Origin of the sequence: Sedimentibacter sp. B4, from assembly GCF_000309315.1 — a bacterium.
In the GTDB taxonomy this organism is placed as follows: Bacteria; Bacillota; Clostridia; order Tissierellales; family Sedimentibacteraceae; genus Sedimentibacter; species Sedimentibacter saalensis.
Window position 1 is genome coordinate 47821 of record NZ_CANG01000014.1, and the last position, 16833, is coordinate 64653.

A 16833-nucleotide genomic window follows, 5' to 3' on the forward strand; every position below is an offset into this window, starting at 1 on the left:
TTTCAATATGCGTTTTTCAAAATTTAAATTTCATCATCAAGATGGTCATTTAAATCTCTTGATTCCAGCAGTTCCCTTGCAACTTCAAGAACATGTGCAGGAACGTACAAATCAATTCCGTAAAAATTTACTCCTGTGTAGATTTCCATGAGTGCTCCTGCACCCTTTTCTTTTTTAAGCACAGGTATTCCGTATGATTTAAGTTTCGAAATTATTATTTCTGCTTCAACATTGTCCAAATTTGTCAGCAAAAGCGCCTCATCATCGCCGTTTATATATTCGTCAGCCATACATTCCTCCTGAAATATTTGTTAATTCATTATACAACATATTTACTTTGTTTTCCATATAAAAAAGTTGCTCCGCAACTCCGCTAAGGGGAACAATCAGTCTTTTAATTAACATACTGGAGACTTTCAAGGATCTCTTTCGAGATCCTTTCATCTCAAAATATAAGAGGGAATAAATACTTTATTACAACTTAATTGGCACTAGCTTCTTTTTGAAACTTTACTGACTTGGTAACCGGCTTCCATATTGCCTGTGCCAGGTAAAAATCAATCATGCTGTGGACAACCGTTCCAACACCCACAAGAAGTATTACACTTGTTACAAATCCTTTTGCATAGTATCCTGAGCTCATGCTGTTTCCAAAATAAAATGGAACAACAACCGCTACTTCAGAAAGTCCATGTATCAAGCCAATTCCCAGAGAAAAAAGCTGTGAAGATTTAAATGACTTGAGCATACCGTGATATTTCTTAAGAAGGAGCGACCCTGCTGCTGCAAATATAATGTGGGAAGCTGCTCGAAACACAATTACTATGGGAAAACCTGCAAGCAAGAATCCAACTGCTGTTCCAACAGAAACAAATACTGCTGTTGAAGGTGAAATAAACATTGCTATAAAAATCGCCACATGGCTTGCAAGAGTAAATGATGCGGGTTCCATAGTAATTTTTATTGGGGATATAATTGGTATTATTATTCCTATTGCACAAAGAAGCGCTGATACAACCATTGAATAGATATTTGAAGTTTTTTTCATTTTATATCCTTTCCAAAACATATGTTATGTGTCTTGTTAGGTGTCTTGACACATGTTTACACAATTATAAATAATGTTTTATGTTTTGTCAATACTTACTCCAAAATAATGCTCTGTTTTCTCAGCGCTTCCTTTATTCTTTTTAGTGCTTCTTCGTCCCTGCACCTTATGGTGTGAAGGTGAATGCCGCCTGTTAGATTGCTTAGGGGCAAAGCCTGGTTGCTTTTTATTTTTTCCATGAACAAATCAACATCGTAGCGAGAAGAAATACGAAGTTCACCCACTATTTGTCCGTACACGGGATGTTCAACAGTAACATCTACCACTGTTCCTCCGTTATCAACCACTGCATACAGTTCTTCTGCCATATTTTTGTCGTCATGACTGCAAGCTATGGTGTAATTGTTGTCACTTTTTTCTGCTTCTGAATTTATGACATACCCTCTTGGAGTAGCAGATATTTTTATTCCTGCAGCACGCATGAGAGCAATGTCTCCAACTATGACTTGACGGCTTACGGAAAAAGTCTTTGCAAGAGCAGTTGCGCTCACCGGCTCAGTGTTGTTTCTCAATGTATTTTCTATTTTTTTTCTTCTTTCTTCTGAAGGCATATTTCCTCCTTTAAAAAAGGGTATAAAAATGGTCGGAGTGAAAGGATTTGAACCTTCGGCCTCTTGGTCCCGAACCAAGCGCGATACCAAGCTTCGCTACACCCCGACAACATTTATATTATAATAACATAATAGCTATTTGTCAATCCTTTCCTACATTTAATTCACGTGCATAATAGAACAAATACTGCTGTGCATAGCCTGAAAAATCTCCGAATTTATCTTCTGCAAAGCGTCTTATTTCCTTGTCGCTTGTATCCTTGTCCACATATAAAGTCTGCATAACTCTTCTCACCCATACATCAACCGGAAATGTGTCAAACTGCTTCATTGAAAACAAAAGTATGCAGTTAGCAACCTTGTCCCCTATTCCGCTATATGTCTTCAAATAATCTAGGCCTTCCTGGTAACTTTTATTTTTCAAATCGTATATTGTGTCTCTTTCATTAAGAAACCTTTCTGCAGCCTCCTTGATTCTTGGAGCCCTAAATCCTGCCTTGCATTCAATGATTTTATCAACATGTGCTTCTGCAAGCTGTTCTGGAGTTGGAAAAGAATAATAATCTCTTCCCCTGTAGCTGGTTATAAAATTTCCAAATTTGCAGCTTAAGTTTTCTATAACTTTTTTAATCATTGGAATTCTGTTGTTGGCAGAAATCATGAACGATATCATGGTTTCCCATTCATCTTGATTTAATATTCTTATGCCACAGCCGAAATCAATTGCTTTTTTCATTATGTCATCTGTACTAACTTTTTCTTTAATTTTTTCGTAGTCAGTATCAAGGTCAAAATAATCTTTGACAATATGGTAATCATCTAAAGTTAAATTGTCAAAAATAACTTTTGTTCCTAGTTGTGACACATTTATTACTTTTCCTGAGACAACCCCCGTATAGGAACCGTCCTCTTCTTTGTTCCACCTGAAGCACTGTCCGCAGTCAAAAATATGTGTTGTATTGAAATCCTTTATATCTTCAATGATAAGCATGTTGTCTTTTTCTATAATTTTCATTTTTCACCTCTATAAATGCTCAATAAAGCTTCCTTGTCCGAAAATTCTAGCCTTATCCATATATTCTTCACTTTCATCAATTCTTTGTTCTTCTTCGTAGATTTTGCTTAAAAAGTAATGGCTCAGAGCAATTCTGTAATCATTTGCTTTGCTTTTGGTTATATTGACGAAATATTCATCTCTATCCTTGCCTCTGCCGTTAAAGAAATCATACACAGCATATATAAATTCAACCGAAGTCTTATTGACATTTTTCTTTAGATAAATGTCAATTGCTTCCTTTGCTTCATTCAAAACATCATTGGCTCTATCTGTTCTGCCTGAGAAAAACAAGCTTAATATAAGGTTGTGATAATATAATGCTTGCCAGTTTGAAGGAATTTTTTCAACTTTTTGTTCAAGAATATTTATTGCCTCATCAAACATCCCGGAGTAAAACAATCCTGTTGACTTTTGTATGAGATTTATGTTTCTTTCTCTTTCTGATTGCATTTTCAAAAGCAATTCATCAGTTTCATCAACATATCTTTCAGGATTCTTGTCAATATAAAGAAGCTTGTTAAAAAATTCTGCCTGTTTGTACAACACATGCCTTTTATATGCAAAATACAAAATTATAACAATTATGATCAGTGGAAAATACATTTTTTTCTCCTTATTAACTATTTTTTCTTGAAAGCTCTTCTAAGAAGCTACCATTGCCTAATTCAGCTGCTAAATTAAACTGTGCAACTGATTCACCCTTGTTGTTCTCTGATTTGAATATGAGGCCCAGAAAATAATGTCCCATGGCTTTTCTATAGTCATTTGCTCCATTTTTACAAAGCTCCGAAAAATAGTTTTTGTTCTTCTTACCGTTGAAATAATCAGAAACAGCATATACAATTTCAATCATTTCAGTGTAATAATTATTATTTTTAAACTCTTCAAACATTGATTTAGCTTTTTTCATATTTTCATGGGCTTTCTGATTTTCACCCTTAAAATATAAACTTAAAATCAAATTCTGATTGTAAATGGGTTCCCAGTTTTTAGGCACATTTTTCAAATCATTTGTAAGAATATTTATAACTTCATCAAATTTACCCATATAGAACAAACCTGTTGTTTTCTGCAGTACATTGATAATTATGTTTTTAGGGCTTTGTTTTCTTTCCAATATTCTGTCAAGGGCCTTAACATAGCTTCCCGGGTCTTTTTTTATAAACAGCAGATTGTTTAATTTATTTATCTGATCAATTTGCTTTTTTGATTTTAAAAATATTGCCGATAAAAACAATATCATAAAAAAAACTACATATTCCATGGTATCTCCTTAAATTTTATATTCTAAAGCTTTAATTTAGCTAAGGCATCAGCTAATGCAGTGTTGATATTTTCTTCCTTCTTGTTATCCTGTCTTGACAAAAATTTTGAAGCTTCTTTTTTTGATATGGCCGTTGTTTCAGTTTCCTTTCTCTTGTTCCAGGCTGACAGTTTTTCTCTGTATCCGCATTTGCATACAAAAATCTTGCCTTCCCCTTCACCTCTTAATTCTAGTTTCTTATGACAGTTTGGACATCTTGCGTTTGTTGTCTGTGCAATACCTTTTTTGTAGCCACATTCCCTGTTCTGACATACAAGCATTGTGCCTTTTTTACCGTTAACTTCAAGAAGGTAGCTGCCGCAGTCAGGACACTTTGATTTTGTTTCATTGTCATGTACATACTTTTTATCGCTTGTTTTGATTTCCTTAATTATAATGCGTGTGTATTCCTTCATGTCGTTAAGAAAATTATCTTTTTTAAGCTGTCCCTGAGCAATTTCATTTAATCTTTGTTCCCACTTTGCCGTTAATACAGGAGATTTCAAATCTGCAGGAGACAATTCAAGAAGCTGTCTTCCCTTTGATGTGGTGTATATGAATTTATCTTTTTTTTCAATAACAAAACTGTTAAACAGCTTGTCAATAATGTCTGCTCTTGTTGCAACTGTTCCAAGTCCTCCGGTTTCACCGATGGTTTTTTTAAGATCCTTGTCGGCGTTTTTCATGAACTTCACAGGATTTTCCATGGCAGACAGTAGACTTGCTTCCGTAAATCTTGCAGGAGGCTTCGTTTCACCTGTGGTCATGGAAATCTTTGATACGTTTAATTCCTTACCATTAATGAATTCACTTAATGCATCACTTCCCATGTCATCAAGTATTTCTTCGTCTTCATAATTGCCGTAAACTTCCTTCCAGCCCATGGACAATGTAACTCTTCCCTTGGCTGAAAATTCTTCTGAACCTATTTTACCTGACACAACTATTTTTTCAAATTCAAAAGGTTTTGACAATACAGCCAGAAATCTTTTCACAACAAGGTCGTAAATTTTTCTTTCCTTATCTGATAAATTTCCTAAAAATACGGTTTGTTCAGTTGGTATTATGGCGTGGTGATCAGAAACCTTTGAGTTGTTAACAAAACTTTTGTTCCCCTTTATGGGCTGTGAGCTTATTTTAAAGCCTATTTTTGCATAGGGTCCCACACTGCAGGCCTTTACCCTGTCTTTCAATGTTTCCACAATGTCATCTGAAATATATCTTGAATCAGTCCTTGGATACGTCAAAACTTTGTGGCGCTCATACAAGATTTGCATTGCAGACAATGTTTCTTTTGCAGAATAACCATAAATGTTGTTTGCATCTCTTTGAAGCTCTGTAAGATCATAAAGAGCAGGCGCAACGGTAAAAGATTTATTTCTTGAAACATTTGTAACCAATAGACTTTTTGATTTTAAAGTGCTTATTGTGTTCTCAATTTTTTCTCTGTTAAAGGACCTTGTATCATTATTTTTATCATGCCATATGAATTTTACACCTTTGGCTAATGCTTCAATTCCATAAAAATAATCAGGCTTGAAGTTTCTAATTTCATCTTCCAGCGCTGCAATCATTGCTATGGTTGGTGTTTGAACCCTGCCGCACGAAAGCTGGGCATTGTGCTTTGAAGTTAGTGCTCTTGTAGCGTTTATTCCTACAATCCAGTCAGCCTCAGACCTTGCCACTGCTGAAGAGTAAAGATTTTCATAATAAGAAGCATCTTTTAATTTGCTGAATCCCTCAAGGATTGCCTTGTCAGTAACAGAAGAAATCCAAAGCCTTTTCATGGGTTTTTTTACTCTGCCTTGTTTATTATCCACCTTGCAACAAGCTCCCCTTCTCTTCCTGCATCTGTTGCAATTACAATTTCAGTCACATCTTTTCTTAAAAGAAGGTTTTTTACAGTCATATATTGGGCTCTTGTTTTTTTGATTACTTCAGTTTTCATTTCCTTTGGAATTATTGGAAGGTCTTCCATTTCCCAGCGGGTGTATTTTTGATTGTAGCTTTCAGGATCAGCCAGAGTAACCAGATGTCCCAGTGCCCATGTTACAATATATTTGTTTCCTTCAACAAATCCGTTTCCGGACTTGCTGCAGTTGAGAACTTTTCCTATATCCTTCCCTACGGAAGGTTTTTCTGCTAAAACTAATATCATATCTTTATTCCTTTTCTAATGTTTGTAATATTGTATCACATTATAATTGAAATTAAAAATATTTTTATCATAGAGCAATCATAAACATTAAGATTTTCTCTTAAAATATGGCAGCTTCAATACAATTTTGTCCAAATGGGGTCAGGGCATAAAAAAAGAAACCTTTCGGCTCTTTATTCCAGCTCGAAAGGTTCATCTTCTCTTTTTCTGTTATTTTCAGTCTTAATGTGTTCCAGCTTTGTAACAGACACCTCATATGCTGTCTTTGTTTCATAAGATTCACTGTCGCTTTTTTTCTGATACTTTCTGCTTTGAATTCTTCCCCAGAGCTTCACATGGTCTCCAACTTCTAATTTTTCGCAGTACCTTGCATTTCTCCCCCAGGCTATGCAAGGAATGTAGTCAGATTTATTGTAGGAACGGTTTACAGCTATGAGCATGTCTGTTATTTCCCTTCCGAAAGGGGTGGTTCTGAATTTAGTTTCCTTGCACAAAAATCCATTTAAGAATACTTCATTTGGATGTTTCTTCATTTCTTCAAGCTCAATTTCATCCGGAACAAATATGTCTCTTACAAATACTCTCAGTAAAAGCTTGTTGCTTGTGTCTTCATAACGATTATAGGATCTGAACTGACCATCTATTACTATATAATTGCCAATATCCATATTAATATCATTGATGATTCTCTCAGATATTATAACAGGCAGCAAATCCTTTGTGTCGCTTAACCTTGGTACCTCCAGATAAAATTCGTAAAACTTTTCTCCAAACACTTCATGGCTGAATTCCAAATTGCTGTTTATTTTGCCGACAATCCTTATATAATTTGACTGCATCTGTTTATCATTCATTAACTTCTTCCCCCTATAATTTATCTTGTATATTTCATAATATTCAATGAAATACAATATATTCTTTCAAATTGCAAAAATATATAAAAAGCAAAATTATCATTGCTACTGTAATATTATTAACGGACCTTAAAACAGAAATGTGTTGAAGTTTGATTTCTTATGATATATAATAATTTGACATATTATTTAATATATAATGTATGGAAATGAAAGGACGATAATATGAAATTAGGTATAGTAGGACTTCCAAATGTAGGAAAAAGTACATTGTTCAATGCAATCACTTCAGCAGGAGCAGAATCTGCAAATTATCCGTTTTGTACAATTGAACCGAATATAGGTGTTGTGGAAGTTCCCGATAAAAGATTGGAATTTTTAACAAAAATGAGCAACTCGGGAAAAACAATTCCTGCAGTTATAGAATTTTTTGACATTGCCGGTTTGGTAAAAGGAGCAAGCAAGGGAGAAGGTCTTGGAAACAAGTTTCTTTCTCACATAAGAGAAGTTGAAGCAGTTGTACACGTTGTAAGATGCTTTGATGATGAAAATGTAATTCATGTGGAATCATCTGTTGATCCAAAACGAGACATAGAAATAATTGAACTTGAGCTTGTTCTTGCAGATCTTGAAGTAATGAGCAAAAGACTTGAAAGACTCTCAAAGGTAGTTAAAAATGACAAGTCGTTGATTCCTGAATATGAACTGGTTCAAAGAATTGTACAGGCGCTTGAAAATGAACAGCAGGCAAGATTTTTGGAATACACTGATGAAGAAGAAAAACTTCTTAAGACATTTAACCTCATCACTGCAAAACCGGTTCTTTATGCAGCAAATGTGGACGAAAAATATTTAGATGATCCAACAGGCAACGCGTATGTGGACGAAGTTAAAAAACATGCAGCACAGGACAATTCAGAGGTAATTACAGTTTGCGGAAAAATAGAAGAAGAAATTTCAGTGCTTGACGATGAAGAAAAGAAAGAATTTCTTCAGGAAATGGGGCTTAACGAATCAGGCCTCGACAAGCTTATAAGAACAAGCTACCACCTTTTGGGACTCATAAGCTTTTTTACAACCGGACCAATGGAATCAAAGGCATGGACAATTATTAAGGGAACTAAAGCTCCACAGGCAGCCGGAAAAATCCACTCAGACATTGAAAGAGGATTTATTCGTGCTGAAGTAACATCGTACAAGGATGTTGTAGAATGCGGATCTATGCTTGCTGCAAAAGAAAAAGGACTTATGCGTCTTGAAGGCAAGGAATATGTCATGGAAGACGGCGACATAGTGTTGTTCAGATTTAACGTATAGAATAAAACCTTCTTGAGCAATTTCTCAGGAAGGTTTTTTGTATAAATTGAACATATTTTGTAGACAACAAATACTGAATGGGACATTTGCCGAGAAAACGATTGACATTTTGATTTTTCAATAGTATACTTATGGTAACAACAATTTCAATATTGTTCGGTCAAAGCCATACGGTGAAAACCGCATGTGCGGAGTAAGCCATCTAAGTCCTTTTGGATATGATGTTCTTATATGAGATTAGACTATCAGGGTGGATAGCCATTTGTGGTTATCTTATTTTATTGCTTAATATTGACTGCCCTCATATGGATAACCATTAACTTTTGGCTGTCTATTTTTTTGTCTATCCCACAATAAGAAATATCTTAACGGAAGGAGGTGACTGAAATGATTAAAAAAGCAATACTGCCTGTGCTTCTGGGATTAACAGCTTTTTTTGGAGCTCCGTTTATAAGCTCAGAAATTCAAGGTCCTGCAACTTTTTTCCTTGTAGCTATTGGTATTGGACTGGGCATAATGTTAGACCAATTTATATTTAAGAAAAAGAGCAATAATACCAGCACTGAAAAAAGTGAAAGCAAAAACTAGCATAACGAGCTGGAAGCGGCCCATGACATGAGCCGCTTCCCCAAAATCTCTTTTTACTGCGTATCATGAGCTGTCACTCTATGAACGCATATTAACATAGCCTTAATTTTGTTTTTCCTTGTGAATATGTTTAAGCATCTTGTAAAAGTTTTTGTCTCTTCTAGACATTGCTTCTTCGCCTTTTCCGTCAGAATAATCGTACCACCCTCTGCCGGATTTAACACCCAGCATCTGATTGTCCATTAGATTTTGCTGCAGCTTTGTCGGCCTTTTTTCATCACTTAATTCATTGAACAAATAACTTGAAATGTAATAGAAAGTATCCAACCCTCCAAGATCTGCTGTTTCAAAAGGTCCAAGCACCGGATATCTGAACCCCGGTCCATACTTCATAGCCTTATCCACATCTTCAACTGTTGCAATGCCATCTTCAACTATTTTTAATGCTTCTCTGTAAACTGCAAACTGAATTCTGTTTCCTATAAAGCCATTTACATCCTTTAAAACAACCACAGACTCTTTTCCAATTTTCGAAACAAGTTCTTTTAATAAGTTCACTGTTTCTTCTGTTGTTTCATCAGCCTTTACAAGCTCAATCAATGGAATTATATGAGGAGGATTCCACCAGTGCATGCCTATAAATCTTCCTTTGTTAGAAACCTTCTGGCAAATTCCGTTAATGCTTAAGCCTGAAGTGTTGGTTGCAAAAATACAGTCATGTCTTGCAATTGATTCAACTTCTTTCCAATAATCCTGCTTGATGTCCATTTTTTCTATAATTGCCTCTACTATCATGTCAGCATCAGAAAACACGTTTTTATCAGTGGAATAACTGATGTTCTTTAAAGATGTCTGTGCTTCTTCTTCAGTTAAAAGCCCTTCATCAATCAATGTTTTTTGATTCAACAATATTATTCTTTTTGTGTTGTCCAGATATTTTTCAGCTATGTCTGTAACCACAACCTCATAGCCGTTTTGTGCAAATATCTGTGCTATTCCTGAGCCCATTGTTCCGCCGCCGGCAACTCCGATTTTTTTTATGTCTTCAAGTTTCAAATTATCCCTCCTAACAGTTTTTAGTAAATTCCAAGACTTCCCAGAAGTATAGCCGGGATGGATGATACTACAGGAAGAATCAGACTGGTCATGCATATGTCAATATATGAATCTTTATGAGTCATTCCAGTTACTGCAAGCAATGTGAGCACTGCTCCGTTGTGAGGAAGTGTGTCAAGACCGCCTGATGCCAAGGATGCAACTCTGTGGAATGCTGCAGGGCTTATGCCTGTTTCCATGGCTATGGCCAGGTACTTTTCTCCAAGTGCTTCCAAAGCTATACTCATACCGCCTGAAGCTGAACCTGTAGCTCCTGCCAAAAGGTTTACTGCAATTGCTTCTGAAATAAGAGGAGTTCCCGGAACATTGAGGAGTATTCCTGTCAATGTTGCAAATCCAGGAACTGCTTTTACAACTGTACCGAAGCCAACTGCTGCAGCTGTATTTAATATAGCTGTTATTGAGCCAACTGCACCGTTGCTGATGGATTTTGTAAAGCCCTGGTATTTGTTGAAGCTTATTAACATGGACAATACTATTCCGCTTAACAATGCAAGAATAATGTCCCAGTCAAAAAAGTTCATTGTAACTATAACTGTAATCAATGGAAGGAATGATAAAAATGGATTTGGCAGGCTGTTGTAATCCACTTCCACAGCTTCCTTGTTTTTAGGTTCAGTAAACACTTCTCCTGCAGCCGTGAACTTTCTTTCTCTGTACTGCAGCCACATAACTCCAAGTATGAACATGAGAGCTGCTGCCACAATACCCATTATTGGAGCTGCTGTTGGAGTTGTTCCGTAATAATTTGTAGGAATTATGTTTTGAATCTGAGGAGTTCCTGGGATTGCTGTCATTGTGAATGTAAATGATCCAAGTGCTATTGCGCCGGGAATGAGTTTTCTTGTTATGTTTGCTTCCCTGAAAAGTTCAAGAGCAAGAGGATACATAGCAAATACAACAACAAACAAGCTTATTCCTCCATATGTAAGTACTCCGCACCCTACAACGACGCCTACAATTGCTCTTTTAGGTCCAAGAGTCTTAGTGAGCCAGTGAGCTATGGATTTAGCCGCACCTGTATAATCCATCAAGTGTCCGAAAATTGCTCCAAGCATGAATACAGGGAACCAGGATTTAACGTATCCTGCAAGACCTGTCATGTATGTATCTTTGTACATTCCCAAAAGATCCAGCCCTCCTGTAAGTCCAACAACAAGAGCACATACGGGAGCAACCCACAATATTGAATAACCTCTGTAAGCTAAAAACATCAATAGTACTAATCCTAAAATGATACCAAACATATATTATCCTCCTTTTTATTTTTTAGGAGTGCAGCTAGACTGCTGCACTCCTTTGGTTTAAGCGCAGGTCCACCCGCAATCTATTGTGAACATTGTTCCGGTGATGTAAGAACCTGTATCTGAACACAGGAATTTTGCCACTTCACCTACGTCATTTGGTTCAAGAAGTTTTTTAACTGCAGCCTTCTGAAGCATTATGTCAGAAATCACTTTTTCTTCAGGAATTCCGTGAGTCTTTGCCTGATCTGCAATTTGTTTGTCAACTAACGGAGTTCTTACATAAGAAGGACAAATTGAATTTACAGTTATGCCGTATTTCGCTCCTTCCAATGCTGCTACCTTTGTGAGTCCTCCAAGACCATGTTTTGCCGAAACATAAGCTACCTTGAATTCTGAAGCAACCAATCCGTGAATTGAATTAAGATTTAATATTCTTCCCCATCCCTGAAGCTTCATAGTGGGCCATACATATTTTGTAAGCAAAAATGGAGCTGTAAGCATCAAATCCATCATGAAATCCCATTTGTCTTCCGGAAATTCTTCTATGGGGCATACAGTCTGAATGCCTGCCACATTAACAAGAACATCAACTTTTGAATATTTTTCAACAGTAAAATCAACCAGTCCCTTGCAGTCTTCTCTTTTGCTTAAATCAGTCTTGAAATAATCTCCGCCAATTCTTTCGGCTTCTTCCTTAAGTTTTTCTTCATTGATGTCAGCCATTATGACTTTGGCTCCATCCTTTGCAAATGTTTCAGCTATGGCAAGTCCTATGCCACTGGCAGCTCCTGTAACTATACAAACTTTATTTTCTAACATTTTTCCCTCCATAATTACATTTCAATTGGTTTTAGGTCTTCTGATATTATAAGTGTAGCACCTGTTGCAGCCTGAACCTGTTCCACAGTGAATTCACGATTAATTTCCTTCAGAACAATTCCCTTGTCTGTAACTTCCATAACTCCCATTTCAGTTATAATCAGGTCAACAGCATTAACAGCAGTCAAAGGAAGCGTGCATTGTTTCAAAATTTTGTGATTCCCTTTTGCTGTGTGATTCATAGCAACAATGACTTTTTTTGCTCCAGTTACCAGGTCCATTGCTCCGCCCATGCCCGGAACCATTTTGCCCGGAACCATCCAGTTTGCCAGGTTTCCTTTTTCATCAACTTCAAGGGCTCCAAGAACTGTTGCATTTACATGCCCGCCTCTTATTATGAGGAATGATTCCGCACTGTCAAAAAACACTCCGCCGGGATTGATTGTAACGTGTATGCCACCCGCATTAACCAGGTACGGATCTTCATCTCCCTTTTCAGGAGCTGGTCCCATTCCGAGAAATCCATTTTCTGACTGAAGTGTAATTTCAATGTCTTCAGGAATGAAGTTTGCCACCATTGTAGGAAGACCTATTCCAAGATTAACCACATCTCCGTCATGGAGTTCCTTTGCAACTCTTCTTGCTATATATTCTTTTTCATCCATCACGCATTACCTCCCACTATGTAATTTACGAAAATTCCCGGAGTCATTACGTCATCAGGATCAATTTCACCAACCTCAACAATTTCATCTGCTTCAACAATCACTATGTTAGCTGCTGTGGCCATTAATGGATTAAAGTTTCTTGTTGCCTTCTTGTATCTCACATTGCCCTTTTTATCAACCTTTGCTCCAACAATCAATGCTATATCAGCCTTAAGAGGTTTTTCCAGCAAAAATTCCCTGCCATCAACTGTGATTATGTCCTTTCCTTCTGCCACAACAGTTCCAAGTCCTGTAGGCGTTAATATTCCACCCAGTCCTGCTCCTGCAGCCCTTATTCTTTCAGCCAGCGTTCCCTGAGGAACAAGTTCTACTTCAAGTTCTCCGGAATTCATCTGATTGCCTGTTTCCTTGTTTGTCCCTATGTGAGAGGCAATCAATTTTTTAACCTGCTTGTTTACAATGAGTTTTCCTATTCCTACTTCAGGAAATGACGTGTCGTTTGCTATGAGCGTAATATCTTTTACTCCCTTGGCAACCAGTGCATCAACCAATACATATGGGTTTCTGCATCCAAGAAATCCGCCGACCATTATTGTCATTCCGTCTTGAATCATGTTCACAGCTTCTTCTACAGAAATCAGCTTGTTCAAATTTTTTCCTCCTATCTTTTTATTATTAATGCAGTTCCCTGCCCTCCGCCGATGCAAAGTGTTGCAAGGCCAGTGTTTACATCTCTTTTAATCATTTCATGAATCAGTGAAACAAGAATTCTTGTTCCAGAGCATCCAATTGGGTGTCCCAGGGCAATAGCTCCTCCGTTGACATTTGTTTTTTCAGGGTCAAGCGGAAGGTCTCTTACAACTGCCAGTGACTGAGCTGCAAAAGCTTCATTTGCTTCCACAAGGTCAATATCTTCAATGTTCATGTTTGCCCTTGCTAATGCCTTTCTTGATGCAGGCACCGGACCGTATCCCATTATTTTTGGATCAACACCTGCGGATGCGTAGGAAACAATTGTTGCCATAATTTTTATGCCCAGCTCTTCAGCCTTTTCCTTAGACATGAGAAGGACTGCAGCAGCTCCGTCATTTATGCCTGAAGATGAACCTGCAGTAACAGTGCCATCCTTCTTAAACGCTGGTTTTAATTTTTCAAAACTTTCTATAGTAGCACCAAACCTTGGAAATTCATCAGTATCTATTACAATCGGGTCACCTTTTCTTTGAGGAATTTCAACAGGAACAATTTCATCCTTGAATCTGCCTTCTTTTATTGCCTTTTCTGCTCTGTTCTGGCTTCTAAGTGAAAATTCATCCTGGTCTTTTCTTGTAATGTTCCATTGTTCTGCTATATTTTCTGCGGTTATTCCCATGTGATAGTTATTGAAAATGTCAGTTAATCCGTCACTTACCATTGTGTCCACAACAGAACCATCCCCCATTCTGTATCCCCATCTTGCCTTAGGAAGTATGTAAGGAGCCATGCTCATGTTTTCTGCTCCGCCTGCCAGAACTATATCCGCTTCACCAAGCATTATGGCCTGAGCTGCCAGTTCAACAGTCTTTAGACCGGAACCGCAAACTTTGTTAATTGTCATTGAAGGCACCTCAAAAGGAATGCCTGCCGCCACGGAAACTTGTCTTGCTAGGTTTTGTCCAATACCTGCCTGAAGAACATTTCCAAAAATTACTTCGTCTACCATTTCTGGTTTAACGTTTACCCGACCAAGTGCTTCTTTTGCAACAGCAGCTCCAAGCTTTACAGCAGGAACATCTTTGAAGCATCCTCCGAAACTTCCAATGGCTGTTCTCACTGCACTTACAATTACAACCTCTTTCATGTTTTCCTCCTTTTTGTTCATATTTAAATTTAATTTACCTGCTATTGTTAAAGCAAACATTGTGCCAAATGAGTTGTATTTTAATAAATAATTTATCTGTTGAAATTCAAACGTTTTTCATCATGGTCATTTAAATTAAAAATGAGAGCAAAAAAAAAATGTAGACACATGTCTACATATAATTTTCCATTTCAATATAATCAGCAAATTATTCTTTTATCAGAACAAAACTTCACTGTAGAAAAAATTCTACGAATATTTTCAGTGTAGAAATTGTTCTACACTATTCCTTTAATGTCAATTCCATAGGATGATAATTTTTTGTACAAAGCCGTACGGTGTATACCAAGCTTTTTGGCAGCTTCTGTCCTGCTGCCGTTTGACATCTTTATGGCATTGACAATTGTGTCTATTTCCATTTCTGCAACCTTGTCTTTAAGCTGCTTCTTGTCAGTAACTTCTTCCTCACTCATAATCATACTGCTTATGTGGTCCGGCAGATTGTTTAAATCAATATAAACATTTGTTGACATGTTTGCTGCCCTTTCCAGAACATTTCTAAGCTCTCTCACGTTTCCTGGCCAGTTGTATAGTTTTAATGCAAGCAACGATTTTTCTGTTAATTTTTTTGGCTCAAGTCCAACAGACTGAAGTTGTCTGTTTAATATGTCTTCGCATAAAAGCTCAAGGTCTTCCAGCCTTTCTTTAAGGGGAGGTATTTCAATTTCCACAACATTTAGTCTGAAATATAAGTCGTGCCTGAAAAGCCCCTTTTCAACAAGTTGATTTAGTTTTTCATTTGTGCACGCTATGACCTTAATGTCCAGCCTTATTGCTGTATGACCGCCAATTCTCTCAAATTCCCTTTCTTCAAGAACCCTCAGCAATTTTGCCTGCATGTTGAATGGCATGGAGCTTATTTCATCCAAAAGGACTGTTCCGCCGTTGGCCAGTTCAAACTTCCCAATTTTACCTTCCTTCTTTGCTCCGGTAAAGGAGCCTTCTTCATAACCGAACAATTCAGATTCCAATAGTTCGTGAGGAATTGCAGCACAGTTAATGCGCACAAATGGTGCTTTTCTTCTGAAGCTTGCATCATGTATTGCATGGGCAAAATATTCCTTGCCAGTTCCGCTTTCACCTTCAATGAGAATTGTCGAAGAAGAGTTGGCAGCCTTTATGGCTATTTCCTTGATTTTTAGCATTTTGGGACTCTGCCCTATTATATGGTCAAACGTGTAGTTGGCACAATACATTTTTCCAATTTCACTTTTGTATATGTTTACAGTGTTTTCCAGAACCTTGATTTTTCTTGCCAGATCTTTAACTTCCTTAACATCTTTGAACAGCACGGTTCCAACTGCTCCTATTATATGACCGTCCTTTATGATTGGAGTTCTGCTGGCAATCATATCATGGCCCTGAATTCTTTGTATGTCGTACAATTCTTTATTTCCTGTTTTGACAACCATGTGAAGCCTTGTATTTTCAATAACATCCTCCACTGATTTGCCGAGAACATCTTCTTCCTTTATTCCAAAAAGCTTTTCATAGTTCCATTTTATAATCTTGGCATCCTCATTGACAAGCACAATACCTTGATAGGCATTGTCAAGAATGTCTTTCATTACGCCGAGGCTTTGCCTTAGTTCCTCAATTTCAGTCCTGTCCACATCATTGTCCATGATTTCCTTTAAAACAGTCAACATATATCTTTCATCACCATTGCATTGGTTGAAAGATTCTACAGATATTTTTTTCAACCCTACAGCAATTTCCTTAACAGAAACATCCTCTGTTTTAAGTACCCCCGACAAACCATACATTTTTAAAATATTTTTTACATCATCCGGTCCTTCGCTTTCAAGGTTGAATAATTTCTTAAATTGCCGGTTAACAATAAAATTACTTTTGCTATCAGTAATTATTATTCCATCGCTAAATAAGTCCAACATCTTGTTAAAGTCATTGAAACCAGTCATATTCCACCACCCTTCACATGCTGTTTATTAACTTTTTCATTAAATATCCCATAATAATTATATAATTACATGAAAACATTGTCACTGTAAAAATTAAATATTTTTTGTAATTATTTTACGTAGATTTTACATTTAAATTTATGTTGGAATGGTATCAATCTCACCATAACTTTATGAATATGAGTTTTCTTTAAATTAAAAAAAAATGATAATATTTGAATAAGT

The 16833-nt window shown here is 36.8% G+C and carries 16 protein-coding genes, 1 tRNA gene and 1 pseudogene; 2 read left to right on the forward strand and 16 right to left on the reverse strand.

The genetic code is table 11. The features are described 5' to 3' along the window. Nucleotides 1–23: 23 nt before the first annotated feature. The 9 genes and pseudogenes from BN358_RS02805 to BN358_RS02845 all read right to left on the reverse strand — a co-directional run bounded on the left by BN358_RS02805 (nt 24) and on the right by BN358_RS02845 (nt 7031). Nucleotides 24–290: a DUF2007 domain-containing protein gene (locus BN358_RS02805; RefSeq protein ID WP_019227811.1), complete on the reverse strand. Its 267-nt coding sequence runs from the start codon at nt 288–290 to the stop codon at nt 24–26. 191 nt (nt 291–481) lie between these two features. Continuing rightward, nucleotides 482–1048, reverse strand: a complete 567-nt coding sequence (locus BN358_RS02810; RefSeq protein WP_019227813.1) for a hypothetical protein — start codon at nt 1046–1048, stop codon at nt 482–484. 95 nt (nt 1049–1143) lie between these two features. Continuing rightward, nucleotides 1144–1659, reverse strand: coding sequence for a transcription repressor NadR (locus tag BN358_RS02815; RefSeq protein ID WP_019227814.1), 516 nt, complete (start codon nt 1657–1659; stop codon nt 1144–1146). Between the two features lie 29 nt (nt 1660–1688). Further along, nucleotides 1689–1765 (reverse strand) — tRNA-Pro (locus tag BN358_RS02820). 36 nt (nt 1766–1801) lie between these two features. Then, the gene (locus tag BN358_RS02825) at nt 1802–2674 is read right to left on the reverse strand and encodes a DNA-3-methyladenine glycosylase (RefSeq protein ID WP_019227815.1); all 873 of its coding nucleotides are present in this window, start codon (nt 2672–2674) and stop codon (nt 1802–1804) included. Between the two features lie 9 nt (nt 2675–2683). Beyond that, entirely contained in the window at nt 2684–3319 is a 636-nt protein-coding gene (locus BN358_RS02830; protein WP_019227816.1) for a M48 family metallopeptidase, read from the reverse strand. A gap of 13 nt (nt 3320–3332) precedes the next feature. Further along, a complete protein-coding gene (locus BN358_RS02835; protein ID WP_019227817.1) occupies nt 3333–3980 on the reverse strand; it encodes a hypothetical protein in 648 nt (215 codons plus the stop codon). Between the two features lie 23 nt (nt 3981–4003). Beyond that, a pseudogene (locus BN358_RS02840) lies at nt 4004–6177 on the reverse strand (DNA topoisomerase III). A gap of 173 nt (nt 6178–6350) precedes the next feature. Continuing rightward, a complete protein-coding gene (locus BN358_RS02845; protein ID WP_019227819.1) occupies nt 6351–7031 on the reverse strand; it encodes a single-stranded DNA-binding protein in 681 nt (226 codons plus the stop codon). A 225-nt stretch (nt 7032–7256) separates the two neighbouring features. Between BN358_RS02845 and ychF the strand changes: the two genes are divergently transcribed. Further along, on the forward strand, nt 7257–8348 hold the full coding sequence (gene ychF / locus BN358_RS02850) for a redox-regulated ATPase YchF (protein WP_019227820.1): 1092 nt from the start codon (nt 7257–7259) through the stop codon (nt 8346–8348). Nucleotides 8349–8735: 387 nt separating this feature from the next. Then, nucleotides 8736–8936 (forward strand): hypothetical protein, encoded by a 201-nt coding sequence (locus tag BN358_RS02855; RefSeq protein WP_019227821.1) that lies wholly within the window; start codon nt 8736–8738, stop codon nt 8934–8936. A 102-nt stretch (nt 8937–9038) separates the two neighbouring features. Here BN358_RS02855 and BN358_RS02860 read toward each other — a convergent pair whose 3' ends face one another. From BN358_RS02860 to BN358_RS02890, 7 genes are all read right to left on the reverse strand, one after another. Continuing rightward, on the reverse strand, nt 9039–9992 hold the full coding sequence (locus BN358_RS02860; RefSeq protein ID WP_019227822.1) for a 3-hydroxyacyl-CoA dehydrogenase family protein: 954 nt from the start codon (nt 9990–9992) through the stop codon (nt 9039–9041). Between the two features lie 20 nt (nt 9993–10012). Further along, a complete protein-coding gene (locus BN358_RS02865; RefSeq protein WP_019227823.1) occupies nt 10013–11299 on the reverse strand; it encodes a GntP family permease in 1287 nt (428 codons plus the stop codon). A 57-nt stretch (nt 11300–11356) separates the two neighbouring features. Then, entirely contained in the window at nt 11357–12118 is a 762-nt protein-coding gene (locus BN358_RS02870) for a 3-hydroxybutyrate dehydrogenase (RefSeq protein WP_019227824.1), read from the reverse strand. 14 nt (nt 12119–12132) lie between these two features. Beyond that, on the reverse strand, nt 12133–12783 hold the full coding sequence (locus BN358_RS02875) for a 3-oxoacid CoA-transferase subunit B (protein ID WP_019227825.1): 651 nt from the start codon (nt 12781–12783) through the stop codon (nt 12133–12135). Next, nucleotides 12783–13436, reverse strand: coding sequence for a CoA transferase subunit A (locus BN358_RS02880; protein ID WP_019227826.1), 654 nt, complete (start codon nt 13434–13436; stop codon nt 12783–12785). Before BN358_RS02880 ends, BN358_RS02875 begins: the two co-directional genes overlap by 1 nt. Before the next feature lie 11 nt (nt 13437–13447). Beyond that, complete coding sequence (locus BN358_RS02885; protein WP_019227827.1) at nt 13448–14626, reverse strand: acetyl-CoA C-acetyltransferase; 1179 nt, start codon at nt 14624–14626, stop codon at nt 13448–13450. Nucleotides 14627–14904: 278 nt separating this feature from the next. Beyond that, nucleotides 14905–16608, reverse strand: a complete 1704-nt coding sequence (locus tag BN358_RS02890; protein ID WP_019227828.1) for a sigma-54-dependent Fis family transcriptional regulator — start codon at nt 16606–16608, stop codon at nt 14905–14907. Nucleotides 16609–16833: the final 225 nt, after the last annotated feature.

Excerpts from the sequence above, each read along its gene's own strand:
- BN358_RS02805 (WP_019227811.1), bottom strand. The coding sequence starts at position 290 with ATGGCTGACGAATATATAAACGGCGATGATGAGGCGCTTTTGCTGACA.
- BN358_RS02810 (WP_019227813.1), bottom strand. The coding sequence starts at position 1,048 with ATGAAAAAAACTTCAAATATCTATTCAATGGTTGTATCAGCGCTTCTT.
- BN358_RS02815 (WP_019227814.1), bottom strand. The coding sequence starts at position 1,659 with ATGCCTTCAGAAGAAAGAAGAAAAAAAATAGAAAATACATTGAGAAAC.
- BN358_RS02825 (WP_019227815.1), bottom strand. The coding sequence starts at position 2,674 with ATGAAAATTATAGAAAAAGACAACATGCTTATCATTGAAGATATAAAG.
- BN358_RS02830 (WP_019227816.1), bottom strand. The coding sequence starts at position 3,319 with ATGTATTTTCCACTGATCATAATTGTTATAATTTTGTATTTTGCATAT.
- BN358_RS02835 (WP_019227817.1), bottom strand. The coding sequence starts at position 3,980 with ATGGAATATGTAGTTTTTTTTATGATATTGTTTTTATCGGCAATATTT.
- BN358_RS02845 (WP_019227819.1), bottom strand. The coding sequence starts at position 7,031 with ATGAATGATAAACAGATGCAGTCAAATTATATAAGGATTGTCGGCAAA.
- ychF (WP_019227820.1), top strand. The coding sequence starts at position 7,257 with ATGAAATTAGGTATAGTAGGACTTCCAAATGTAGGAAAAAGTACATTG.
- BN358_RS02855 (WP_019227821.1), top strand. The coding sequence starts at position 8,736 with ATGATTAAAAAAGCAATACTGCCTGTGCTTCTGGGATTAACAGCTTTT.
- BN358_RS02865 (WP_019227823.1), bottom strand. The coding sequence starts at position 11,299 with ATGTTTGGTATCATTTTAGGATTAGTACTATTGATGTTTTTAGCTTAC.
- BN358_RS02870 (WP_019227824.1), bottom strand. The coding sequence starts at position 12,118 with ATGTTAGAAAATAAAGTTTGTATAGTTACAGGAGCTGCCAGTGGCATA.
- BN358_RS02875 (WP_019227825.1), bottom strand. The coding sequence starts at position 12,783 with ATGGATGAAAAAGAATATATAGCAAGAAGAGTTGCAAAGGAACTCCAT.
- BN358_RS02885 (WP_019227827.1), bottom strand. The coding sequence starts at position 14,626 with ATGAAAGAGGTTGTAATTGTAAGTGCAGTGAGAACAGCCATTGGAAGT.
- BN358_RS02890 (WP_019227828.1), bottom strand. The coding sequence starts at position 16,608 with ATGACTGGTTTCAATGACTTTAACAAGATGTTGGACTTATTTAGCGAT.